General features: G+C 52.8%; 21 protein-coding genes and 5 pseudogenes. 10 read left to right on the top strand and 16 right to left on the bottom strand.

What is annotated here, in order from left to right; genetic code table 11:
- Window positions 1-692: deoxyhypusine synthase family protein (locus C484_RS07575; RefSeq protein ID WP_006825361.1), on the bottom strand; the 692-nt coding region annotated here is incomplete at its 3' end.
- Between the two features lie 249 nt (window positions 693-941).
- Here C484_RS07575 and C484_RS24255 point away from each other — a divergent pair.
- Window positions 942-1,631 (top strand): annotated as a pseudogene (locus C484_RS24255) (DUF2270 domain-containing protein); the annotation flags it as partial.
- Between the two features lie 197 nt (window positions 1,632-1,828).
- Window positions 1,829-2,011 (top strand): DUF2243 domain-containing protein, encoded by a 183-nt coding sequence (locus tag C484_RS24955; protein ID WP_204366372.1) that lies wholly within the window; start codon window positions 1,829-1,831, stop codon window positions 2,009-2,011.
- Window positions 2,012-2,164: 153 nt separating this feature from the next.
- Here the strand turns inward: C484_RS24955 and C484_RS24590 are convergent, their stop codons facing one another.
- Both C484_RS24590 and C484_RS22885 read right to left on the bottom strand, forming a co-directional pair.
- Complete coding sequence (locus tag C484_RS24590) at window positions 2,165-2,299, bottom strand: hypothetical protein (RefSeq protein ID WP_006825360.1); 135 nt, start codon at window positions 2,297-2,299, stop codon at window positions 2,165-2,167.
- Window positions 2,300-2,359: 60 nt separating this feature from the next.
- Window positions 2,360-2,539 (bottom strand): DUF5786 family protein, encoded by a 180-nt coding sequence (locus tag C484_RS22885; RefSeq protein ID WP_152422665.1) that lies wholly within the window; start codon window positions 2,537-2,539, stop codon window positions 2,360-2,362.
- A 708-nt stretch (window positions 2,540-3,247) separates the two neighbouring features.
- On the opposite strand from C484_RS22885, the gene trkA reads away from it, so the two are divergent.
- Window positions 3,248-4,582 (top strand): Trk system potassium transporter TrkA, encoded by a 1,335-nt coding sequence (gene trkA, locus C484_RS07560; protein WP_006825359.1) that lies wholly within the window; start codon window positions 3,248-3,250, stop codon window positions 4,580-4,582.
- A 46-nt stretch (window positions 4,583-4,628) separates the two neighbouring features.
- Entirely contained in the window at window positions 4,629-4,910 is a 282-nt protein-coding gene (locus tag C484_RS07555; RefSeq protein WP_006667324.1) for a hypothetical protein, read from the top strand.
- A gap of 346 nt (window positions 4,911-5,256) precedes the next feature.
- Here C484_RS07555 and C484_RS07550 read toward each other — a convergent pair whose 3' ends face one another.
- Window positions 5,257-6,057 (bottom strand): IclR family transcriptional regulator, encoded by an 801-nt coding sequence (locus tag C484_RS07550; RefSeq protein WP_006667323.1) that lies wholly within the window; start codon window positions 6,055-6,057, stop codon window positions 5,257-5,259.
- 633 nt (window positions 6,058-6,690) lie between these two features.
- Between C484_RS07550 and C484_RS07540 the strand changes: the two genes are divergently transcribed.
- The gene (locus C484_RS07540; RefSeq protein WP_239640940.1) at window positions 6,691-8,520 is read left to right on the top strand and encodes a multicopper oxidase family protein; all 1,830 of its coding nucleotides are present in this window, start codon (window positions 6,691-6,693) and stop codon (window positions 8,518-8,520) included.
- 154 nt (window positions 8,521-8,674) lie between these two features.
- Here the strand turns inward: C484_RS07540 and C484_RS24950 are convergent, their stop codons facing one another.
- The 4 genes and pseudogenes from C484_RS24950 to C484_RS24935 all read right to left on the bottom strand — a co-directional run bounded on the left by C484_RS24950 (window position 8,675) and on the right by C484_RS24935 (window position 10,794).
- The gene (locus C484_RS24950; protein WP_006825357.1) at window positions 8,675-9,085 is read right to left on the bottom strand and encodes an AMP-binding enzyme; all 411 of its coding nucleotides are present in this window, start codon (window positions 9,083-9,085) and stop codon (window positions 8,675-8,677) included.
- Window positions 9,082-10,140 carry an AMP-binding protein gene (locus C484_RS24945; RefSeq protein ID WP_394295304.1) on the bottom strand — a complete coding sequence of 353 codons (1,059 nt, stop codon included), beginning with the start codon at window positions 10,138-10,140 and terminating at the stop codon, window positions 9,082-9,084. The genes C484_RS24950 and C484_RS24945 overlap by 4 nt, the downstream gene beginning before the upstream one ends.
- Window positions 10,141-10,328: 188 nt before the next feature.
- A pseudogene (locus C484_RS24940) lies at window positions 10,329-10,523 on the bottom strand (acetyl-coenzyme A synthetase N-terminal domain-containing protein); the annotation flags it as partial.
- On the bottom strand, window positions 10,516-10,794 hold the full coding sequence (locus C484_RS24935) for an acetyl-coenzyme A synthetase N-terminal domain-containing protein (protein WP_006825354.1): 279 nt from the start codon (window positions 10,792-10,794) through the stop codon (window positions 10,516-10,518). The gene C484_RS24935 and the pseudogene C484_RS24940, both read right to left, overlap by 8 nt.
- Window positions 10,795-10,980: 186 nt before the next feature.
- Here C484_RS24935 and C484_RS24250 point away from each other — a divergent pair.
- Window positions 10,981-11,198 (top strand): annotated as a pseudogene (locus tag C484_RS24250) (transcription initiation factor IIB); the annotation flags it as partial.
- 192 nt (window positions 11,199-11,390) lie between these two features.
- Window positions 11,391-12,671, top strand: a complete 1,281-nt coding sequence (gene gdhB / locus C484_RS07530) for a glutamate dehydrogenase GdhB (protein ID WP_049915112.1) — start codon at window positions 11,391-11,393, stop codon at window positions 12,669-12,671.
- Between the two features lie 41 nt (window positions 12,672-12,712).
- Here the strand turns inward: gdhB and C484_RS07525 are convergent, their stop codons facing one another.
- From C484_RS07525 to C484_RS07485, 8 genes and pseudogenes are all read right to left on the bottom strand, one after another.
- Window positions 12,713-13,252 (bottom strand): Rrf2 family transcriptional regulator, encoded by a 540-nt coding sequence (locus C484_RS07525; RefSeq protein WP_006825352.1) that lies wholly within the window; start codon window positions 13,250-13,252, stop codon window positions 12,713-12,715.
- A 128-nt stretch (window positions 13,253-13,380) separates the two neighbouring features.
- Window positions 13,381-14,221, bottom strand: a pseudogene (locus C484_RS22150) (IS1595 family transposase).
- Between the two features lie 2,387 nt (window positions 14,222-16,608).
- Entirely contained in the window at window positions 16,609-16,986 is a 378-nt protein-coding gene (locus tag C484_RS23995) for a PEP-utilizing enzyme (protein ID WP_006825349.1), read from the bottom strand.
- 72 nt (window positions 16,987-17,058) lie between these two features.
- Window positions 17,059-17,418, bottom strand: a complete 360-nt coding sequence (locus tag C484_RS23990; RefSeq protein ID WP_152422662.1) for a hypothetical protein — start codon at window positions 17,416-17,418, stop codon at window positions 17,059-17,061.
- Window positions 17,419-17,795: 377 nt separating this feature from the next.
- On the bottom strand, window positions 17,796-18,914 hold the full coding sequence (locus C484_RS07500) for a tyrosine-type recombinase/integrase (protein ID WP_006825347.1): 1,119 nt from the start codon (window positions 18,912-18,914) through the stop codon (window positions 17,796-17,798).
- Between the two features lie 265 nt (window positions 18,915-19,179).
- Window positions 19,180-19,638 carry a universal stress protein gene (locus C484_RS24930; RefSeq protein ID WP_083867305.1) on the bottom strand — a complete coding sequence of 153 codons (459 nt, stop codon included), beginning with the start codon at window positions 19,636-19,638 and terminating at the stop codon, window positions 19,180-19,182.
- Window positions 19,636-20,049 (bottom strand): annotated as a pseudogene (locus tag C484_RS24925) (universal stress protein); the annotation flags it as partial. The gene C484_RS24930 and the pseudogene C484_RS24925, both read right to left, overlap by 3 nt.
- Window positions 20,050-20,079: 30 nt before the next feature.
- Window positions 20,080-21,960, bottom strand: a complete 1,881-nt coding sequence (locus C484_RS07485) for an SLC13 family permease (RefSeq protein ID WP_006825344.1) — start codon at window positions 21,958-21,960, stop codon at window positions 20,080-20,082.
- Between the two features lie 159 nt (window positions 21,961-22,119).
- On the opposite strand from C484_RS07485, the gene C484_RS22130 reads away from it, so the two are divergent.
- The 3 genes from C484_RS22130 to C484_RS07470 all read left to right on the top strand — a co-directional run bounded on the left by C484_RS22130 (window position 22,120) and on the right by C484_RS07470 (window position 24,457).
- A complete protein-coding gene (locus tag C484_RS22130) occupies window positions 22,120-22,542 on the top strand; it encodes a universal stress protein (RefSeq protein WP_006825343.1) in 423 nt (140 codons plus the stop codon).
- A 269-nt stretch (window positions 22,543-22,811) separates the two neighbouring features.
- Complete coding sequence (locus tag C484_RS07475; protein WP_049915104.1) at window positions 22,812-23,990, top strand: inorganic phosphate transporter; 1,179 nt, start codon at window positions 22,812-22,814, stop codon at window positions 23,988-23,990.
- Window positions 23,991-24,028: 38 nt separating this feature from the next.
- Window positions 24,029-24,457 (top strand): universal stress protein, encoded by a 429-nt coding sequence (locus C484_RS07470; RefSeq protein ID WP_006825341.1) that lies wholly within the window; start codon window positions 24,029-24,031, stop codon window positions 24,455-24,457.
- Window positions 24,458-24,516 lie beyond the last annotated feature (59 nt).

The raw sequence follows: 24,516 nt of genomic DNA, 5'->3' as shown, positions 1-24,516 counted from the left end.
GAGTCATAGTCGTCCAGAATTTCGATCCCGACTTCCGAATCATATCCTTGGCGGTAATAATAGAGAAAGTTACCGACTTCGGCGTCCGTCAGTGCCGGACAGTAGATGGGGACGTCGTTGTCCGCGGCCTGTTTCAAGACGGAATCTTCGTCGTCAAGCGTCTCACCTAGTTCTCGTGCGAAGGCTGTCGGCGTGCGCACTTTTTCGTTTGCGAAAAAGTCATCAAAGAAGTCGTACAGGTACTCCTCCAGCCACACGTATCGATCAGACGGAACAAAAATATTCCCGAGCCGATTGATGCCGCGGTCGCGGAGCGTCGCCTCGTTGGCGTTCCACTTCCCCATCTTGAACGGCTTTGCGGTCTTGATGACGTCCTCCGTCAACGCCCCAGACGTGGTGATGAGTACGTCGACATACCCTTCACGGACCAGATATGCAACTACTTCACGCAATCCCGAGGAGATAATATTCGAGGTGAACGTGAGATAGATCGTCGCTTTCTCTTCTTGCATTCGCTCGGCGATATCGACGGCCTCAGCGAGGTGCGTCGCTTGAAACCCTGTCGTTTCGTAAGACTCGATGAGATCGTGAAAGTCGAACTCCCCGCGAAAATCGTATCCGCGGACGTCCGCCGTGGTTAGTTCATCGTCACTGCCAAGAATAACATGCTCGTACGATTCGTCTTCCTTCACACGATTCCGTAGCGCGACGACTGGTTTGAATGTCTCGAGATAGATTGCTCGTTCCCGATACGACCGTATCTATTATGAACGGATTGCTCTATTAAAAATATATTTTTTGATGTGTTCGCTCGTGGAAGTACCGCTCACTACACGAACACATTGACCATAAGCACCGCTCAACTTGTACGGGATCTGTATCCGTCGCTCACTTGCTGGCTTTACCTCTATTAGTTTCGTTGCCGAACAGATACATCGAGAATGGCTCAACAATCAGCAAAAGACATTGATCTAACTGACGCTGATCACCGCGAAATCGGTGAAGGGCTGTTAGAGGAAGAGATGTCCCCCAGCTCGTCGATGGCACACTTATATCAAGGCGAGATCCACTGGATAAAGTACTGGCGAGAACGCCTCGATCGGACGTCGAATCGGGCCATACTCGTCATGAGCGGCGTCCTCACGTGGGCATTTTCCGGTTCCAACCGTCTCCATTACATTCTTCTGTTAGGAATGGCCGCACTGTGCGCTTTCTTACTGATGGAGGCCCAGCGCTATCTCGGATATGATCTATGGCGAGGACGAGTTCGTATGAGGCAGAAAAACGTCTTTACATACGGATTAGACCCCTCAGCGGGAATTGAAGATCCAGTATGGCGAAAGTAGTTGAGTTAAGATTACCGCCATCCTATAGTTAAAATCATCAGAGAAGAAGCGATCGCACATCGTTTACGACGAATTTACTTACTACTTTTCACAGTCATGTTAGGTTCATGGTTGATCCACGTTCTGACCTTCACGTCAACGCCGTGGCCCACAAGCGCTGCTATAGGGATCATACTCGGGTACTTTGTAGCGGCTATGCTTGCCGTACTATATTTCAGCGCAGTAATCATAGCCGTGCGACCACGAACATGGCGGGCGGAGGATGAACTTTACGAACGATCTATTGGAAATACCGGTAACTGGCCCATTCATCTTTATACTGTCCGTGATATTCTACTCAAAATTATCTGTGAGGAAGAACAGCGGTTTGCTCGACACGTTGCCTGTAATCCGATGTTTTCTGCTTCAGACTACACATTCTTCCTGTTGGTGGCGGGTCATATTATGAGCGACATCGAGGACGAGTGGCTCGGCCTTCCACAATGCGCCAAACCGTTCGTCCAAACTGCATTTTTCTTGGATTAGGCCTAGGCGACTTCTTCGACGGTATCGTCCCTTATCAGATTCTCCAGTGGCACCACATGATATCGGCCCAGACTGATCCGAGTACTCAGCAGATGCATCGATCAAGTCGGTTCAACTACCTAGGGCATTCATGTATTTGATCACATCTCATTGGTGTTTGGAGAGCGGATTACTGCGTGAATGTCGGTTCATCTACTGGTGGGACCGAACACCTCCAGGATTCTCGTCGAACGGTACGGTTCGAAGAGAGTGGAAAGCGATGCGTCTCATAGTACTTGTTCAAATGCGATCATCTATCCAATGGATCCACTCGTGATCAGTAGGAGAGTAATCCCAGCTATTAACACCAATGTTAACCATCCGAAGAAGATCATCGCGGCTTGCCGGCCTGTGAGGTGGTTGCCGTTAAGGATTTCGTCAAGCCCCATATGCAGTAGTACCCATCAGATTGAGATAAATCGTTTGGTTTGGTTTGTTCTCGAGCTCTATCACAATTCGTTCGACTTGATTTTCCGGAGGTTTTCGAGGAGTTCACCGGTTGAACTGCCCTCGTCGAACGTTAGTTTCCCTCGGTACTCGTCCGGCTGGTCGTCCGACTCGGATCCGATCTCAGAGATTGTTTGTTCGCGACGCTCGTACTCACGCTGGTCATAGTCACCCATTCCCATGTGAGTCCAAATATTCGGGAGGAGTCGTAGTCAAGGTATTGGTTACCTACAGAATAGCGATATAGATGCCATAACGAGACCTACTGGCTCCGTACTTATTAGTCCAATATAATAGGATTACGATCGTTTTGCGTTCGATTCCATCTATAGGCTTATACAAACGTACGTCTGTAACAGTCCACCTCCTGAGATTTATTCCATATATTTAATAATAGTAATATAGAAGAAATAAGTCCAACGGTCATTTGAAGAGTCAGCCTGAGAATTCTTTCCGTACATAATAGCCTAATAATAGTCCATATATACTGGACTATTCTGTTATACTCTTGAGTAGAGAGTTACATTCAATCGGGTGAATCGACCACTCAATTCACACAACTGACTGGTAAGCAAACTATTAGACGAGATATACTCCGAATGAGAGCCCGTTTCTGTCCTTGACCTTATCTTTCACCACTGATCACAGAAACGATGATGAACTAATAGTAATCAATTCAATCGTCGTTGCTCTGTGATTTGGGTCCGGCCGAGGACTGCATCAGTCATGAACGGAACTTATATTGGTCAATGGGTACTATTTATGGACACATCCGGGACAAAGCGACTACGGCCTCGTCGATTAGTCTATCGGATGGTCCACAGAGATCAATGACGATTACTGATGTCACTTTCAAGCCAAGCCTCGATTACCCGTTGAATGAGAGTTCGATGCGTATAACGGTTATCGGAGCTGGTGAGGTCGGACGAACGATCGCTGCAACGCTCGCAGACCTTCACGAGGTAGTTGTTGTTGATTGTGATGAGCAGATCATTGAGGAACTCACGTACGCGTATGATGTACTCGTTATCCACGGAGACGGCCGAGATATTGAAACACTACGAGAGGCCGAAATTAATCAAGCAGATCTCGTAATCGCGTGTACCGACGATGACGACGTCAATACCGTTATCTGTGCGACCGTAACGACGATCTCTAATGCATTCACGGTTGCCCGAGTGAGGCACCGAACGCTCTTCAAAACGTGGAATGACCGTCAGGATGCGTTCGGTGCCGATTTCATGATTTGCACGAACTTGTTGACGTCCGAAGCAGTGTTTCGGATTTCTGGACTCCCTGCTGCACAGGAGGTCGATACGTTCGCGAACGGTCTCGTCCGAATGGCTACATTCGAAATCGACCCGGAGAGTCCGTTCATCGATCGAACCGTGCGCGAGATCGATCTGGATGAATCGGTAACAGTCGCGGCGATCTTTCGCAACGATGAGTTGATACTTCCGACTGGTGAAACTATAATAGAATCCACCGATCGAATCGTAGTCATCGGAAGCGCTAGCGGCGTTACGAACGTCGCGAACCGTATTTCGCTGTCATCGCGAAGTCCGACCGACGAGGTTGTTATCGCTGGAGCGAGCGAGATTGGCTTTCGAATAGCCCAACTGTTCGAAGAGCATGGCTATCATCCTCGAGTAATCGAACCTGATCCCGATCTCGCCCGAACCGCGGCCGAAGCGCTTCCACGTACGACAGTACTTAAGGGAGACCCTGCAGACGCTGGATTTCTGGAGCGCGAACATATCGGAGACACCGATATCGTCATCGCTGCATTGCCGCACGATGAACGGAACTTACTCGTATCGTTAGTAGCCCGCCAGTTTGGTGTCGGTGAAACCGTCGCTATCGTCGAGGATACCGAGTACACCGAATTATTCGAGACCACTGGCGTCGATGTGACCGTGAATCCGCGCGAAGAAACCGCCGAAGAGATCATTCGATTCACCCGACTGATCCCAACTGAAAAGATCGTACTGCTCGACCACGATCGCGCGGAAGTGATCGAGATCGTAGTTACAGAAGAAAGTATTCTCGCAGATCGTGAAATCAGGGATTCTACGGCGAACCTCCCGGATGGAGTTATTATCGGAGCGATCGCTCGAACTGGTGAACTCGTGACGCCTCGAGGAACGACCGTAATCAGACCGGGGGATCACGTCATTCTGTTCGTAGATACGGATGTACTCGATAACGTCACCGAAGTGATCTAACGCGAGATCAGCACGACTTATAGGCTGCGACCGCTAGTACGCAGGTATGGCAGACCTCAACCCGATCGCGAAGCGAATACACCAGATCAGTCCCGAACCCGTCGAGCTTACGCTTAACGACGGAACGACGGCCGTATTTCATATTACAGGGGCCGAGTTCTTTCAGCAGGAATTTCAGGCAGAGGGTATTCGTAAGGACGATGATGCGGATTATCGATTCATCACGAGCACGGATAACGAATCAATTCTGGTCGGACGAAAGGGAGTAGACGAATCGGAATGGACGATGATCGGGACGGTAGTTGAAGTCAACAGGGACGGATCGTAACCGCCTGTTCGCTAGGTATCGTACTGTGGACCCGTTCATTACGGCTCTTTTATTCAATGTGTGATGAAATTCTTATTTTAGTTGGTCCCTCCCAACCTAGCTGCCATCAGCACTGTTGACGACGGTCGGCGATTCTCCTAGAACTCAATGTTCATGTTCGATAGTATACAGCAATCCTATTTTCCGAATATGTTGACGATGTGTCGTGCAGTTTCGAAATCATCTTCAAGTGGATTATATGCACACGCGTGTAATGGATGTCCACAACTTCGTTCCAAAAATAGGAACCATATAATTGCTTAGTATATTCGGACTATTCGCCGAAACTCGTGAGCGATCTGATTACTTAGCGATAATCGTCTAAGTACGAATCTCTGATTTCGGTCTCGAGGTCGTTGACATATTCCGTCAGTATCTCCGGCAGCTCGGTAGTGTACCGTTCGTCCGTGAATCGATACTTCGGGCCGATAATGGCAATCGCACCGAGAACACTCCCATCGGGACCTGTCACGCGCCGCCCAACTTCTCTAAGACCATCGACGTACTCTTCGTCCGCGAATGCAACGCCTTGATCGCGAATCTGCTCGAATTCCTGCAAAAGATCGTCCCGGTCTGTGATTGTGTGTGCCGTCTGTCTGGGGAGCCCCCAGTCGTTCAAGACCGCTTCGACGCGCTCGTCGGGTAATTCGGCGAGAATCGCTTTACCGGTTGCAACGCTGTGGAGATAATAGTAGATCCCAGCAGAGCTAGGCGCGGTAGAGATATGTCGTTCCTTGGATGGAAAGTGACTGTCCGGATGAAAGGATTCGTGGACGAGAATGCCGCGATTATCGTTCTCGACGACGAATTCGACCTCTTCATCGGTTCGATCGGAAAGTTCTGTTACAGCCTGTTTCGCCAACGTGTACGCCTTCTTGCGTGAGCGGGCATACTCGCCGTGATTGAGGAACCGCAACCCGATGTGATATACCGCACCCTCTTTCGTGAGATACCCTTCTTCGAGAAGAGTCTGGAGGTGGAGGTGAATCGTACTTCTCGAAATCTTCAATTCACCAGTCAATTCCTCGAGTGTTGCACCGCCCAATTTCTGAATCGTATCGATTACGACCAGTGATCGTTTCGTCGTTTTCGCCGTCTGTTTGGTCATAGCTCTTCATACCAGTTGGGTTAGCATAAAGATTCTCCCTAGTCGAACTATTAAGTACCTACCGTCGTCCCTATCGGAAACTCGTATGCAACGCACCGTTAGTAGAGGTGCTCTCTTAAGATTCGATACCGATACGATCCGTTGTATCCTCTTGACCACTTCTCAAGGTACGCTCGGCTTTCACAGAATAACCCGAATAGTTCCAAGGAGAACCGGTCATCAATTTCGTCTTCGACACCCTCATACAGTACTCGTGATTTTATGTAGGGCCCTCTCGTGGGATGTTCCAGACACTCGGTTTTCAGATACTCTCGAACTACGTCGTTCGTTTCCGCAATATCGAACGTCTGTAACCGGGGAGGAACTTCGTTCATAGTGATCAAGGTATCTCTAGCGGACACATCTACCGCGATGTACCTAGGTAGTTTGTTCCGGATGAACCATAATGATGTTGGTGTAGCTGTATCCTCCAGCCACATCGGCTCCGGATCGATTCGCATGTCTCATTCCATGTTTCGGGAACGATGGTCAGACGCGATAGGCCGCTTCCAGTGATGTACCTTCCTCGGATTCTGACTCGATAGGAATTGGCTGATCCCGAATATACGGTGGGCTCATACGGTTACATGTACTATGAATGATTACGCTGGCGGATTCCGGCCGGAGTTATCGCGCCGTAGGGTACTCGCGGCAACTGGTACCGCGAGCATTTCGGCTCTCGCAGGCTGTAATACGGACAGTACGGATCCACAAACTTCCGAAACGAAACCGACGACGATAGTGGACCATTCGTCGCCCGACCTCGAGAGATGGGTCGACAAGGTTCCTCGACCAGACGTCATGGACTCGTCTGGAACGAAGAACGGACAACCTCATTACGAGGTTGAGATACGCGAAGTCGAGCAGAAGATACATCGTGATCTTCCAGCGACGACTGTCTGGGGGTACAACGGTCAATACCCGGGCCCAACAATCGAGGCTGAGCAAGGCGAGCCGATCTCTGTTCGGTGGAAGAACAAACTCCCAGACGAACACCTCCTGCCCGAAGACCCGACGATTCACAGCGACATCGTTCCGTATGACACAACTGGTGTACGGATTGTCACACATCTTCATGGAGGGAACGTCGAAGCCGAAAGTGATGGCCACGCGCAGGCGTGGTTTACTCGAGATTTCCAAGAGACAGGACCTGCGTTCGAGAAGAAAGACTACTATTACGTAAATGAGCAGCCACCGGCGACGCTGTGGTACCACGACCACTCGCTCGGCATCACGCGACTCAACGTCTATGCCGGTCTCGCAGGATTCTACCTCCTGCGGAACGAACGCGAACGGAACCTTGACCTGCCCGACGGCGAGTACGAGATTCCGCTCGTACTCCAAGATCGGAGTTTTAACGAGGACGGGTCGCTGTTCTATCCAACGGCCGTCTCAGACGAGCAAGGCGGCGGAGACGAGTCGTATCCCGACCCGGGTATCGTTCCGCAGTTCTACGGCGATACGTCGGTCGTCAACGGGAAGGCTTGGCCTCGGCTCTCTGTCGAACCTAGATCGTATCGCTTTCGGCTCCTCAATGGCGCAAACAGCCGCTTTTATAGCCTCAAACTTCTCCAGTACGATGAGTCGTCGAATGAGATCGGCAACGAAGGACCACCGTTCGTCCAGATCGGGAACGATGGGGGACTCCTTTCTAGTCCAATCAAGATTGACGATCGCCTTGAACTCGGCTCGAGTCAGCGTGCCGATGTCGTCGTCGACTTTACCAAGTATGCTGGAGAGACACTGCTGCTCCACAATGACGCACCCGCTCAGTACCGCGGTGAGATGAGTTCAACCGATGACGACATCGTCTCGCTTCCCGAGATCATGCTTGTAGACGTGGGTGGCACGGGAGACACACGAGACAACGATCAACTCCCCGATAATCTGACGCAGATTCCTGAAATCTCTGTGGAGTCAGTCGACAATGAGCGGTATCTTACGCTCAACGGTAGCGCAACCGATGACTACGGCCGACAGCTATACTTGCTCGGAACGGGTCAGGAGCCGGATGGTCTCGAACTCGACGATCCGGTGACCGAAGAACCCGCGCTCGGTGATACCGAGATCTGGAGTTTCGCCAACCTGAGTGCAATGTCCCATCCGATGCATCTCCACCTCGTGCATTTCCAAGTGCTGGGGCGACAGTCGCTCGGGGATTACGATCCGGCTGAAGACGAGATCAACCCGGGCGCGCTCGAGGAACCTGCACCGTATGAACGCGGGTGGAATGATGTGGTCACTGTGAACCCCGCTGAAGTCGTCCACGTCATTGTCCACTTCGGAGAGTACGATGGGATATTCAACGATCAGACAGGCACGTATATGTGGCATTGCCATATGATCGAACACGAAGATCACGATATGATGCGCCCGCTAGAGGTCCGTCCACGCACAGACGATGGTGAGACTCATACTAAATAGGACACAAGGCATCGACCACGAATAGACGAAGGAGGCGACACGAACGCCTCTCATCGTTACCTACAGAATCGAACAGCCAGCAGAGACTCGAGGCCGCAAAGATACCCCATCACCAGTGGACGAGACAACGTAATCGGGAACACTCTCATCCTACTCACTCCTGATTCCAAATCGTCGTAAGCTCACCGACGATTTCTGGATTTCTGAGAGTGTCACTGTCCGTGGGCGGTCGGTCGTTGACGATGCACTCGAGGAGTCGGTACATCGTCTTTCCGGAGTAGGTTTCGGGTAGTTCGGGTGTGAATACGACACTCGTTGGTCGTGCAAATTCGCCGACGTGTTCGGCGACCGCATCCGCAACCGCATTCCGGATGGCGGTCCGATCCTGCTGTCCTTGCTCAAGCGTCGCGAAGACGCAAAGAGCGGTCTCGCCGGCGGTACGCTCAGCGACGGCAGCAGCCTCGGTAACGCCGTCAACGGTCGTTATTGCAGCCTCGAGTTCGGCCGTTCCGATGCGACGGTTGCCGATCGTAATAACGTCATCATCGCGGCCGATGATCGTCACGTACCCGTCGTCGTCGACGACGGCGCGGTCGCCGGTGAAGTACTGCCAGGAATCCGCCCGTGGGTCCGAAAANGAACAAGCATCGACGGCCAGGGACGGTCAATCGTCAGATAGCCGGGTTCGCCCGGCGGGAGCTCGCGGCCGTCTTCGTCGACGATCTGGATCTCAATTCCCGGTAACGGTCGGCCGACCAAACCCGGTTTCAGTTCGTCGATTCCGGGACGGTCCGAGATGAGGACGCGCCCGGTTTCGGTCTGCCACCACGTATCGACGATCGGACATCGTTCATCGCCGACGTGGGTGTAGTACCACTCCCAAGTATCCGGACTGATTGGTTCACCGACGGTACCGAGCAGTCGCAGCGACGAAAGGTCGTGGGACGAGGGAAACGACTCGCCCCACTTCATGAACGTTCGGATTACTCCCGGTGTCGTATAGAAGACCTCTACGCCGTTCCGTTCAATCCCCTCCCACGGACGGTAGCGGTCCGGATAGCGGAGACTCCCCTCCGCGAGGACGACTGTCGCACCCAAGAGCAGTGGCCCGTAGACGACATAGGAGTGACCGGTAATCCACCCAGCACCGGCCGTACACCAGATCGTGGTCCCCGGCATGAGGTCGAATACGGTCTGGGCCGTCCACGCAACACCTGTGAGGTAGCCACCGATTGCGTGAGTCATCCGTTGCGGGTCACCGGTCGTTCCTGACGTGTGGATATGAAAGAGGGGGTCGGTCGCCTTCCGCGGCACTGGGGGCACGTTCGCACCGACGAACGCCTCGACGAGATTGTCATAATCGTATTGGTTCCCACCGAGGTGCATATCGTGACTCGAACCGAGTCGATCGACGACGATTGTTGGGAGCGATTCCTCGATCGATGCCAGCGCTGTATCGGCTTTCCGCTTCTGATTGATCACGGTCTCCTCACGGGAGCTACCGTCGCATGTGACGAGCGTGTGTGAGTCAAGACGTTGCATCCGTTCAGCGAGCGCGTTGGGGGAGAACCCCGCGAAAACGACGTTATGGAGCGCACCGATACGAGCACAGGCGAGCATCGTGATCGGTAACTCGGGGAGTTTCGGCAGGTAGATCGTGACGANACGTTATGGAGCGCACCGATACGAGCACAGGCGAGCATCGTGATCGGTAACTCGGGGAGTTTCGGCAGGTAGATCGTGACGACATCGTCTTCTTCGACGCCGAGTTCGCGGAGCGCGGCTGCGACAGCTGACACCTCGCGATAGAGGTCGTAGTACGTATAGGTTCGACGCTCGCCACGTTTCCCCTCCCACCGCAATGCAACCTGATTCTTCCGCTCCTCGAGGTGACGATCGATGCAGTTTTCCGCGGCGTTCAAGCTCCCACCGACGAACCACCGATAGAACGGCTCATTTTCCTTGTCGACGATGCGCTCGTAAGGATCGCTCCACTCAAGCAATGATNCGATCGATGCAGTTTTCCGCGGCGTTCAAGCTCCCACCGACGAACCACCGATAGAACGGCTCATTTTCCTTGTCGACGATGCGCTCGTAAGGATCGCTCCACTCAAGCAATGATGCGGCGGTTATCCAGTACGTCGGCCACTTACGATCAGAGCAGTCGCCACTGGCTGGCTTCGTCGTAGTACCGTCGCGACCGATTGCTTGCAGAGTTCGGTGGCGAGCCGTTCGGTTCTCGAGGGATGGATACGCCGGTCTCTCTTCGGTCATAGATTCGTTCCTTTGATACCCATTCTCCTGTAGATTTGATTTATTATCGTTGGAGATGATGTGGTTTAAACCCGAGACGGGAAGATACTAGCATAGTGGGTCCGAATTGATCTACGAGAAGCAGTTACGGACAGCGACTAAAAGTTACCAGTACATGTTTGCCTCGAAGGCTCAACTTGCATAGCAAGAGGGCTTACCACCCAAACCAACTGGAAAGAGAAGGATGCATACGGACGTTCGATTTCCACGGAGAAGCGTTCATAGACGGATCGGCTACGGGAATGGCAGGAACGAATTCGGAGAAGGTGCTGGTGAGCGAACTCCAGTTCGTACTCAGCGAAATCGATCGCGTGGCGAGTGTACTCGGTGTTCCTCAAAGCGTCCGTGAGGTCACAAGCCTAGTCGCTGACTCGACTGGAGAAACGTCTCAGAGAAGAGCCCATAGAAGTGATCCCCGATCTTGTTAATATATTATCGTATACCACTCAGGTTTTGGTTAGAATTCCGAGATATAGCTCACAGAGCAGTAAGTATATATTTAGACACCTATTATCTCCTTCAAGGCGCCATTTGAAGGGAGGCGCCTTAAAGAGAAAATGTCTAATAGTAACCAAGCTACGGCTGAAGAGGAATTTGAGCCAGAGTCAGCTCTCGAGACAGCCCGAAGACAACTTCGTCGAGCTGCAGATCATCTTGACATCGATCCGAACATTATCACGCGACTTGAACACCCCAAACAAGTTCATGAAGTCACGGTCCCAATTGAGCGTGATGATGGGTCAGTTAGTGTGTTCACAGGATACCGGGCTCAACACGACAGCATCAAGGGTCCGTATAAAGGTGGGATCCGATATCACCCAGAGGTGACGAGAAGCGAGTGTGTAGGTCTCGGGATGTGGATGACCTGGAAGTGTGCAGTCATGGGCCTGCCCTTTGGTGGTGCCAAGGGTGGTATTGCGGTCGACCCTACGGATCTGAGCACTGCCGAGAAAGAGCGTCTCACTCGGCGATTTACTCAAGAGCTTCGAGATGTACTGGGGCCAAATCACGATATCCCTGCTCCGGATATGGGGACCGACCCACAGACAATGGCATGGTTGATGGATGCGTATTCGATGCAGGAAGGAGAAACAGTTCCAGGTGTTGTTACTGGAAAGCCACCCATCGTTGGCGGGAGCAAAGGACGTACTGAAGCACCCGGCCGAAGTGTTGCGATAATTACGCGTGCGGCCTGTGACTATTACGACCGTCCACTCTCGGAAGCGACGATCGCCATTCAGGGCTATGGGAGCGTTGGTGCAAACGCTGCACGCCTCCTCGATGAGTGGGGTGCAACTATTGTTGCCGTTAGCGACGTGAACGGCACAATGTACGACCCGGCAGGAATCAATACTCACGCTGTTCCCTCGTATGATGAGGAACCTAATGCGGTCACAGAATATGCAGACACGGTACTGTCGAACGATGAACTCTTCGAGCTCGATGTGGATATTTTCATTCCAGCAGCAGTAGGAAATGTCATCACTGAAGCTACCGCCGATGGGATTGGAGCAGATATCGTAGTGGAAGGTGCAAACGGACCGACGACGTCAACTGGAGATACCATCCTTAATGAACGAGGCGTCCCGGTCATTCCGGACATCCTCGCTAATGCCGGTGGTGTGACAGTGAGTTACTTCGAATGGCTCCAAGATATCAATCGACGATCGTGGACCCTCGAAACGGTTCGGGAGGAACTCGAGACAGAAATGGTCGATGCATGGAATGCGGTATGTGTTGAATATGAGAGTCGAGATGTCTCGTGGAGAGATGCTGCGTATATTGTCGCCCTTTCGCGTATTGCTGATGCACACGAGTCACGTGGACTATGGCCCTGACGGTCTCTCAAACACCTTGAGCCACCCACGGAAGTCACATGCTACCGTACTCGCGGTGATTCACTTTCCGTGGTTTGCATACCTTCGATCTGAAGGGTAACAATATTAGAGGCTCTATCTTTTTGTTCTACTGTTCCTTTTACAGTCAATCTCGAGAGTGGAGTTGGACCAACAGTAAGTAAATCACCCTCAGAGATATTATCCACCTCTCCCTGCATACGTATCTCGGCTCGACAGAGGTCGGGATGGTGTACACTCGAAAGGGAGATACCTTCTACAATCACATTGTCCACCATCTCCCCGTCGTATTTGACTGTGACGGCAGATGGGTCATCTATCTGCTGAATTTCAAGGGCAGTGTATGCTGCAGCGGTCGGTTTGTATCCTCCCTTTGGACCAGGGAACCCTTCTACGAGCTGTAGTGCTTTGAGACTCTGCATTTTATTTCGGATAGTTCCGGCCTTCAACCCAACCTCATCAGCAATATCATCGCCCTTCACTGTCGTCTGCAGCTTCGTGTGAAGATCGATCACTGTACGAAGAATCTTCTCTTGGCTACTCGTTAGTTCAATTGCCTCCATACCTATCCGTTCGGTTCTTGTCCATTTAAGGTCGCCGAACAAAGAATTATTTTGGTTGAGCGCTCTTGTGTAGCACTTTGCTGATCTCACAGCGTAGCTTTGATGGCGTGTTTGAGCACTTCTTTCCCCTATTTCCGCAGCAATTCTTGTCGAATATGAAAGGATCAGAGATACTGTGTAAGTTTATCCTTCGAGATGTCTCGATGTGGCGAGAGCCACGGTCGCAGCAACGATCCGTGGTTCTCGCAGTGTTGACGTGAACGTCTTCATCCGCGTATTGGCCGTCACCGTGGACGACGTATCCGTGATCAAATGCGTTGTCCTCGTTGAGTGGATCGTAGGCAAGAAATCCGTCAGTGTAGACGGTCAGTGGCTCCTTCTCGCGGTTTACAAGAAGGAGACGAATCATCGATTCATCGGTGGATTTCGCGGGGATTACGTATCGGTCGCCGGTGCTACAATCGACGATTGTGAACTCGGGTGGTTTGTCCTGTTCGTACGATCCTTGTCCGCACCTGAAGAGGCCACGCGAGCGCGACGACCGGTCGCGCTCGCGGTCTTTCATCCCCACAGAGATGTAGACTTCGTCGATCTCGACCGGACCAACGAGGTTGAGCGAAGGTGCGTCGAGCGCTTCATGAAGGCGCTCGACGTGCTGGTAGATCGCTTTGTACTGGATGTCGATTTCGAACTAAAGCTGACGGAGACTCGTGTTAGACCGAAGAAACGCGTAAATCGAGAACAGCCACTTTCTGAGTGCAATCTTTGAATGGGCGAAAATCGTGCCAGTCTTGTCGTTGAACGTGCGGTCGCAATTCTTACGGAGATAGCGCTGAAAGCGCCCATAGCCTCCGTTCTTGACCGTTCGGTCAGAACGGCAGCAAGGGCAAGTAACTCCGTTCGCCAGAGAACCTGCTGCAACAGATCCACTGCGGCAGATTCCGACCTAAACACATCCAGCGGAATCATGCCTAACGGACACCGCTGACGGGGTATCCTTGCTTTCTTCGGTTCCAGAGCGACAGCTGTGCACCATCAACAATCTCCTACAGAAGAGCGTTTGGTGAAATTGTGGGATGAGGGTATATAATAGTACTATATATACGGACATAGAGTGATAGAATAGGGAGCGATGACAGCAATAAAGCGATTGTCGTACTTCGAAGTTGAGTTATATTACAGTCGTACGATTGTAATGATAACAGTCATCTATCTACATCTGTAATAAGCGTATAGTATAATAGGACGATTATAGGGGAGAGAAAAGTTTGCTAAGATATATGGGCTGCCCTACCTTACTTGTTCGCTTCTTGAGAGCGAGACTCAGTGGACCATTCATTAAGCCCGTACCCGGTTGCGCTCCCTACTGGAGGTAGAGTTGGGCGGCGGTGTCGGAGCAAGATTCTGGTGGGCTAGCGAACGAGTTGTCGAGCATAATCGACGGCTCGTACCGATTGTCGCTATACTTGTAGAAGACGAATCCCCACGAGTCCGGGTCCTCGGTCCAGGCTAACTGGCACAGCTTGGTTGGGATCTGCCGAATTCGTTCTTTTTTCTTCTTCGGTCGCGTTAGGTCCGAACCAAGGGTTGCTCTCAAAGGCGTCGGTGTAAGCGTATTCGCCACGGAATCGGGCATCAACACGCGCGCATCGCTCACTCCAAGCGGTGCGCGCGTGGGAATCCAGCTGATCAGTAAGGGTCTGGCGTGCCTGCACAGGGATTATTATCATACTACTTAGACGCCACCAACGAGCTTTATTCTATCGCGGGCAACTTCTCCAAATCTTCGTTCGTGTAGGTCCACTCGAACGGCTCTGGAACTCTGTTCCATAGCACTTCGAATCCACTTATCTGATGCAATAACGTCACTTGAATCGAAGCTCTCACCGCTGAGCGCTTTCCGCGTCAGCACTGAAAAGTAGAATCAATCATGACACTTCCGTGGAAAGATGGAACCCTTCGATGTTATCGTACTACTTTTTCCGCCACCCTGTGAACGTATTTGGGTGGTGAGAGATCCCGCTGTCGGTAATCCAGAAGACGCGATCTGCCTACTGGCAGATCGGCTTGGCCATCACCATCTCAACGACCCGTTCGAAATTCGCTCGCAAATTCTTCACCACACACGGCCCGTAGACCTCTTCTGTCCCAACGATGAGGGCTACCTGATACGTACAGCACCGTGGCATTCGTACTAATGGTCAACCCGAAGTGGGCGGCCCGGTCCCGGCGATCTCTGATACCGGGCACGAATGGCCCTCTTCTCGTCAGCACAGACTATGACGTTCCTGTCAGCGTTCTCTACAGTTCCAGGCATCGTTGTACAGATCCAGCACGGGCGAAGCTTTCTGTTTGAACTCGGGGCTTCGGGACGTTTTTCAAGTGGTGTAGGTCCAAGGTTTGATCACTGCCTGCTTGAACCAGACGGCGGTCGTCGATGGTGATAGACACGGATCTATCTCACAGACAGCAACCATGTGAATGTTGAGGATGCTCAACCGAGAGAGAGGAAGCTGAGGTTTTGCCGGGAGTTCGGAAGCAATTGCAGTGATCAATGCACGGACAGAGTCGACTTCCTCGACTTCACCCTTCTAACCAGTGATATCAGCCGGTTAGATCGTTATTCAACTCAGCAGGGAATTCTGCTATCACAGTTATACTAGGGAATGATAGGAAGATATAATATAACCTGGCCCAAACTATCGTGAAGAGAATGTTTTATGATAATAGAATTGGGGTTTTTTGGGTAGTGAATCTTATCGCCCCACTTATCATTTCTCCGGTCCATCCATAATAGCAAGCCCAGTTTTGCTCTTGCTTCCCATGCTCTTGTAATTATCTCGAGTTCGCTGTATATTGCTTACTTATTGGGACAAGAAATAGACGGGATATTCTTACCAGCCATTATTATTTTCATCTTCATAGTAGTTTCTATATTATGCTATTATATAATTCATTTGAGTATTTAAGATTGATATTTTCATTTCAGCTATTAAGTCTACTCTCCATAACTCCTTTCACGGCAGAAGTAAGTAAGAAGAATTTACTAGGAATAATTGCTATAGAAGAGATTAACAGCAATCGCACAACCTCGGAGGATGAGTTTGATGCGTACCTTTCTTTTGTCCGTCTATCCGATGCATACACGTAGCTGATGAGTATCACCCTCAGTTTTCACTTTCAGACATGACCTGCCGGTTGAACTCGCCCCCTCAGCGGAACGATATGAAACCATCATCAGCGAGTAGAAGCAGTAAACCTCCGAACAGTAGGCGTAGAATGTTTATAGGGAAACCGAGAGATTCTCTCACTACCGACTGAAATTCAAACTTCCCTGCAATCCGTACTCCGATTCGTCATTCATCATCGTCGATGATCTCGACGATTCCTTGTGTCCCATCGATTCGTACCCATTGTCCCGTTTCGATGCGACGGGTTGTTTCGGACACCAACGCTACCTCAGGAAGTCCGTATTCGGGGGCGACGAGCGCACCGTGGCCACCGACCACCACGACCATCCCTACCACGTTCAGGAACAACGGCGTCCAGTCTGGATCGGATGACGGCACGATGAGAATTTTACCCTTCTCAATCGTCACCCCGGATGGATCACGGACGACCCGAGCGACCCCTTTGACGACGCCACCAGAGACACCAGTGCCGACGAGCGCCCCCTCGGGAACGTCTTCGCATTCGATGCGATCACTTAGCGCTTCACTCTGACTGGTTAACACGGGTGGTGCGTCCAAGGTTTTGTGCCACGCCGCGAATAGGTGGGCAAGACCATGTTTCGGATGCTCGCACGTCTAGATGTAGCCGCGATAGGTTCGGATCAGACGACGGACAATCTGTTTGCAAAGCGGGCCGAATATTCCGTGGTTTGCCTGTTCTTCGAGCTGCTCCGTCACTGCGGATGCCTGCCGTACCATCTGGCGGAGATGCTCACGGTGTTCACCTGCCTGCTCGTGTTTGAGGGTCGCCCGAACCATTGTGAGTAATCCGGAGGATTCATTGCACCATCGAGGACGGCTGATATCGAGTTCACCAGTCGCACGGTGGCCGAACGCCTCAAGAAAGTCGTTGAGGGCAGCATGGAACGCCTCGCCTCCCTCGAGCGATGTACCCTCTCGCAGTGCATGGACGACCGCTGGATAGCCACTCGCCAAGTCAGCGAGGTCCCCTAGACCAAGATTGATTTCAGCGTTCTCACCGAGATCAAGCGAGAAGGTACCGATAAGGACGTTAAGGAGATGGTCCTCGTGGATTTCACCGTCCGCTTGCTTTGGTTACTTGGATACAACTCAGCAAGCGGACTTCTCAACTACGGCTTTGTAAAGTACTGAGTCTCACGAGCAGGTAGCTGAGAGTCCGAAGTTCTGAATGTTTCCCGTTAGAAGAAGCAGTGCATCGCTGATGTCGAAGATGATGTGCGTCCCGACAAGTTTCAGACGAACCTGTTAGGTTCGGAATCGATAACAGGGATTGTCAAACCGAGTATGTATTTCGAACACACCGGGTATAACCGAGCTGATCGTCCCGCGTCTCACTCCCGAACCTCATCGATCGACTTGGCAACGTCAGCGGCCTGAATATCACTGTAGGCATCATGGGTCGTCTCGATTGACTTGTGCCGCAGCGCTGCCTGTGCGAGTTCAGAATGACCCTGCTCGTACAGTTCCGCACCAAGCGCCCGTCGCGCCCCGTGGGGTTTCAGATACTCCTGGTCGCCCTCGAGTTCAATCCCAGCCTCCTCGGTCAACTGTTTCAGAATCTGCCGGCCGGCCTCTTTCGTAATCGAGGGCGGCGCGATCGCCTGCTCACGTAGGATCGCGTCGATATCGCTACCAGGCTCGGGCCGGTCTCCCGTAGCGTCTTCGACGGCGTTGTACTTGCTCGCCGTATGGCCGGTCGGGAACACTGGCCAGTCGTCGATCGGCGGCTCGTGAACACGCTGCAGGCGCGAGAGTGCGTTGTGAGCCCGAGCGGTCAGCCCGACGGCCTCGTACTCGCGGGACTTGCCGTACACTTCGATGGTCCGATTGTCGAGATCGACGTCGCCCCACCGAAGGCCGAGCCGATCGTCGTCGTTCTGATCGCGAAAGAGTTCGGCCCCGCGTACGCCGAGTTCCGCGAGCAGGACGACGATGGTTCGGTCGCGATAGGCCCGTTCGAGTGGTACTTCAATGGTTTCCTCGCGAGCCATTTCGACGCGCTCGTTCGCGTACGCGAGTAACTGCTGGCGCTGCTCGGCGGTCCAGAACTGCGTGTCTCTCGTCGCTCGGTCTTCAGGAAGGAACTCCTCGGCGCGCTCGGTGTCGGCGGGGTTCGTCGCGAGCTGCTCGTCGCGAACGCAGAACGAGAGGAACGCCCGCACGTAGCGGAAGTACGTATTCGCCGTCGACCCGGCGAGGTCGCCGTTGATCGTGCGTTCTCGGAGACAAAGCCCGTACTCGCGGCAATCACTCGAGTCGAGATCGGCTACGCCGTCGATTCCTTCCTCGTGGCAGAACGAACTGAACTCGGTCAGCGCCGGGCGCATACTCGCGCGGCTACCGCCCGAGTCGAGCGAGTTCAGGTAGCGGTCGACCGACTGTTGGATGGTCGTATCCGTGGGGTCACGATCGCGAGAACCAGTTGCAGGCCTCGAATTTCCCGAATCCATGAGTCTCACTGTGGGGTACAGCGTCCACCCTCCTAAACTCACTTGGTTAAATTAGCTTTTAGCCAAGTGTATTGTATATTGGCTCTATCCGGCATTCACAGCAGGAACACGGCTTCTAGCTTCGATACGGCATTTCATAAACTCTATTTCGATGTATTGAATCTCCCTCCTAGAAGATCACGATTTCGGGATGTGGTTTTCTACAAATCACTAGCGTGCTAATAGGTTCGGACGTGAATTGGTGACACTACTAGCACGACTATTGTTACTCACTTGACTTCACTCGAACTGTCAACACTGCCTGCTTGGCCTCTCGAATGACATCACTAGCGACGCTCCCCATCACGACTCGATCGAACCCCGCTCGTCCATGCGTTCCCAGAACGATAAGATCGATGTCCTGCTTGGCAGCGAAATCAAGAATCTCACGTGCTGGGTCGCCCTCTCGTTCCGTCGGTACGAGTTCGACACTCGCTCGCGCAGCTTGGACACGTGCGTCTTGAATACTCTCTTCTCCTTGCTGCTCGAGCATCCTTCGGATCGGGTCCGAACTGCCAAATCGCGTTTCGACGATGTGGATTCCGTATACGGTTGCATCATACGCAGCAGCAAGGTCGAAGGCGTATGTGCCTGCCTGCCGAGAACTGTCACTACCGTCTATTGCGAGCAGGATTCGACGATACCCCGATTCAACGTCATCAGCACCATCTCGAACAGTCAACACGGGGACCTGTGATTCGCTGGCAACCTGCTCTGCGATGGAACGGCGGAGGAAGCGGGCAAGTCGCCCTCGGGTGTGTGACCCGAGTACGATGAGGTTGCTATCGGTGCTCGAAATCGCTTCGAGAATTTCCTCGGTCGGATGACCCGTACGAATTGTACTCGTAACCGGGATACCAGCGTTCTCACAGGTTTCGATGACTGAATCGAGAACTGACTATGCCGTCTCTCTCAGTTCCGTCTCGATCTGCTCGTCATCGGAATCGTCTTCAAACACGTTGGGAACAATGCTCTTATCTAAGACAAAGAGCGCGTTGACAGTTGCGTCGTACGTCTCGGCGAGCATGAGTGCGTGCTCGGTCGCTTGTTCACTTGCTTTACTGCCATCGACCGGAAGTAGGATTTGATTGAACATGTGTCTCTGGTTAGACCGCTACGAACAAGATTATACCCCCCAAAAGAACGCGATCCCGAGGACGGTCACCGTCGACAGGACGAGTTGGAGGGGTGCACCGACTCGGAAGTAGTCAGTGAACTTGTAGCCACCCGGCCCGTAAACGAACAGATTCGTCTGATAGCCGACCGGTCCGAGAAATGCGGTCGAAGCGGCGAACGTCACCGCTAAGACGAACGCGAACGGATTCGCGCCGATAGACGTCGCCGCTGCCGCGGCAACCGGGATCATCAGCACGACGCTGGCGTTGTTGCTGATGACTTCCGTGATGAGGCCCGTGGCGATGTAGAACAGCCATAGGACAAGTATCACGGGGAGGAACTCGGCGGAGGCGGCGACAAGGTTCCCGAGCAGCCTCGCGGCACCGGTCTGTTCGAGCGCGATTCCCAGCGGGATCACACCAGCCAGCAGGAAAATCACGTCCCAGTCGACCGAGTCGTACAGCTCGTTTGGCTTGAGCACCCCCGCGATGACCATCGCCACGACACCGGCGAGTGCAGTCACGAGAATGTCCTGTTGTGCCCCAGCGAGCATCGTGAATTGTTCGACACCAGTGAGCGATGCGAGGCCGTTCCCAAGGAACGCCCAGGGGATGGCGACGAACCCGACAACGCCGAACATGATGGCGATTGCATGTGGAATCTTGTCTGTTCGATAGTCTGGGTTCTCGGCCTCGCGTCCGAGAACGAAGTCGTTGTTCTGAGCCAGTCGGTCGATACTATCGGAGTCGGCTTGAATCAGGAGCGTGTCGCCCTCTCGAAGCGTAATGTCATCCATGCGGTCACGGATGACCTCACCGCGGCTCCGGAGCGCAAGGACATTGCCGTCGTAGCGCTGCCGGAAGGTCGAGCTTGTGAGCGTCTCTCCGACAAGAAAAGACCTCGACGGGATGACAACCTCGACAATGGACTGGTCGTCGGTCTGCTGGGGTTCGAGTTCTTCGTCCGTCCCGATTGAACCCTCAATAGCGAGGTCATCGGTATCGGCGAGCTGTTCAAGCGTGTCCTTGCTCGCTCGAATGAGCAGGGTGTCACCGGCGTGAATCTGTTTGCGTGCCAGTGGTTCGGTGAACCGTTCACCGTCGCGAATGAGTTGGAGGATGTCGGCGTCCGTTCTGGCCTCTTCGATGGCCGTTTCGACAGTTTTCCCGGTCAGCGGCGAGTGGTCTCGAACGACGACTTCCGCGAGGTACTCTGTGATCTCGTACTCTTCGACGTAGTCCTCTTCGACTGGCACACGTTCGGGGAGCAGTCGATGCCCGATAGTGAGGAGATAGGCCGAGCCGGTGATGAGGACGATGACGCCGAGGGTGGTGAACTCGAAGAAATCGAAGGCGTGGAGGGCGGGGTACTCGCCCGAGAGGCGAGCCGCCGTGTCGCTGGCGAGAATGTTGGTAGAAGTGCCAATGAGGGTGAGCATCCCGCCAAACTGTGAGGCGTAGGACAGCGGAATGAGGAGTTTCGAGGGGGAGGTCTTCCCCTTGTGTGCGACGTCGGAGATGACCGGGACGAGGATCGCGACGACTGGCGTGTTGTTGATGAATCCCGAGGTCGGGCCAGTGACGCCGATAGTGGCGAGGAGTTGTTTGTGGAGGCTGTCACCTACGAAAGCAGATATTTTCCGGCCGATGATCTGGACGATACCAGTCTGACTGATTCCTGCGCTCAGGATGAGCATCGCCAGAACGGTGATCGTTGCCGAACTGGAGAATCCGGAGATACCCTCCGCAGGGGTGATCTGCGTCCAGGGCTCGAGGATGATCAGTGTGACCATGATTGCAATCGCAGTCACGTCAATCGGAAGCCATTCAGTCACGAATAGGATGATGGCTCCGAGAATAATCAGAAAAACAACGACCATGTCGATGGTCATGCCTGCTGGAAGTGCAGCCTGCAATATCAGGAGAGGGAATGGAGGAATCATACTTCTAATTTGGACTAGGGATATAAAATACCTTCTGATAAGTTATGCAGAAGCAGTGGGATTAATCGACAGTACTTTTATCGCATTTCACTGCGTAGAAGCAGCGTAATGCGACTTCTGGTTCCAATGGATGACTCCGAACATGCTAACCTGGCTCTCGAATACGCCCTTGACAATTACCCAGAGGCAGATATTACAGTCTTACACGTCGTTGGCGCTCCATCAATGATGATGGGTGAAGCAGTCGGCCTTGTTTTTGAAAATGATATTAGTGATGCTGCTGCTAAGCGTGCCGAACCCGTCTTTGAACGTGCCAACAAAATAGCCAGCGAGCGTGATCAAGACATTAACACGACCGTCGGTATCGGCTACCCCATCCGAAATATCCTTGATCGAGTTGAGAAGTACGACACGATCGTACTTGGTGCTCACGGCGAAGACTGGAGTCGTGTCACACGCCGTTTTCTCGTTGGAAACGTAGCTGAGACCGTATCTAGACGGGCATCTATCCCTGTCATACTCGTCCGGTGATAATGCGACCCTCTATCGCTAAGCGGTACCTAGTATCAAGAGGACAGAGACTATACAATCCGTAATGTATGACAAATACTCATAACAACGAATGGGTGCGATATTGCTCCAAACGCTCTTCTCTTAGTTTCGAATTCCTGGCGTCACAGCAGGTATACCCGCACATGGGTGCCAATTTGGACAAATAGCTGCAATACATCAGGGTTCCTAACATACCATCTTCAGCTATTACGGTACTTATTTTGCGACTATACTTGTATCATCGGCCGATGGTCGGATCCCTTCTCGCAATAGGAATTATCGCGTCTATCTTTGTTGGATTCAATATTGGTGGCTCATCGACCGGAATTGCATGGGGGCCACCCGTCGGTGCTGGTATTGTCAAAAAGACGACGGCAGCAGCGCTCATGACGTTTTTCGTCTTTCTCGGCGGATGGACTGTCGGACGGAACGTGATGGACACGTTGAGCGAAGGTATCATCACGACTGATCTCACGCTTACGGCTGGCGTCGCCGTTCTCTTCTTCATTGGACTGGGCATCCTCATCGCCAATATCTTCGGCGTCCCCGTTCCAACGTCGATGACGACCGTCGGCGCGATAGCCGGTCTTGGACTAGCGACAGGTACACTCAACTACGCCACCATTGCCGAGATCGTCTCATGGTGGATCGTCACGCCAATTATTGGGTTCTGGATTGGCGGCGTTATTGGACGATATATCTACCCAGAAGTCAACCGACGGGTACAGATTGAGAAATCAGCTGGCCCATTACTGGCCCTTGACCGAGACGGAACGATTCCAAAGCCCACGTTCGGCCCAAATACGACGTGGGCAGAACTCGGTACCACAGTAGTTGTGCTCGTTATCGGCTGTTACATGGCGTTCAGCGCCGGGGCAAGTAATGTCCCGAATGCTGCCGCGCCACTGGTCGGCGGCGTAGGCGGACTCCCTGACGATACGGCGATTATCATCGCTACGCTTGCGATTGGATTCGGTGGATTCACCATTGCCCGCCGGACGATGGAATCTGTCGGGGGCGAACTCAGTGACATCCCGCTGCTCGCAGCCCTCTTCGTCATGGTCACTGCATCGACGATTACAACGCTTCTCTCGTGGATCGGGATTCCAATCAGTCTCGTGATGGCGACGGTGATGACAATCGTCGGGATCGGGTGGGGTCGTGCAACTCGCCCGATTACTTTTCGTGAGGCCGTTACTCGGGACACGGGCGAACCCGAAATCGTCCCCGGTGCAATCACCGCCGAAGAGATGGAAGGTAAACCAGCCGCGCCAATCGGTGAAGAGGAACCAGAAGAGGTGCTCAAGGCGGGTGATCTGTTCAATCCTCGGGCGATAATGAAATACATCTCGATGTGGATTATCGGCCCGTCCGTGTCTACGGTCCTCGCCTACGGGTTCTTCATCCTCATCCCGGGAGTCGCCTGAGGCTGGGACTTAGGTAGCTGGATGACATCTTTTGAGATATGCTCTCACGAATTCTCGTTCCGATGGATGACTCCGAGCACGCTAGCCACGCCCTTGAGTATGCCCTTGAGAACCATCCCGAAGCTGATGTCACTGTCTTACACGTTGTCGGCGTCCCGTCAATGATGATGGGGGAGGCGGTTGGTCTCACCCTCGAAGACGACATCAGTGAAGCTGCTGCCGAACGCGCTGAACCCGTTTTCAAGCGTGCTCGTGAAGTTGCTGACGAGCATGGTCGAGAGCTCAATACAATCGTCGGTATCGGTCACCCTGCCCGAAATATTCTCGACCGAGCCGAGGATTACGACACGATTGTACTCGGGGCACACGGTGCAGATTGGAGTCGCGCAACACGCCGGTTTCTCGTCGGAAACGTGGCTGAAACCGTGTCTAAACGGTCACCGGTCCCAGTAATTATCGTCCACTAACCAACGTACTTCGACTACTGGAGAGAGAGAACTGATCGGCTTTACCTAATTATTCATCT

The organism is Natrialba taiwanensis DSM 12281, assembly GCF_000337595.1.
Lineage (GTDB): Archaea > Halobacteriota > Halobacteria > Halobacteriales > Natrialbaceae > Natrialba > Natrialba taiwanensis.
Note: the sequence above shows the minus strand (reverse complement) of the source record. Positions and strands in the feature narration are given on the sequence as shown.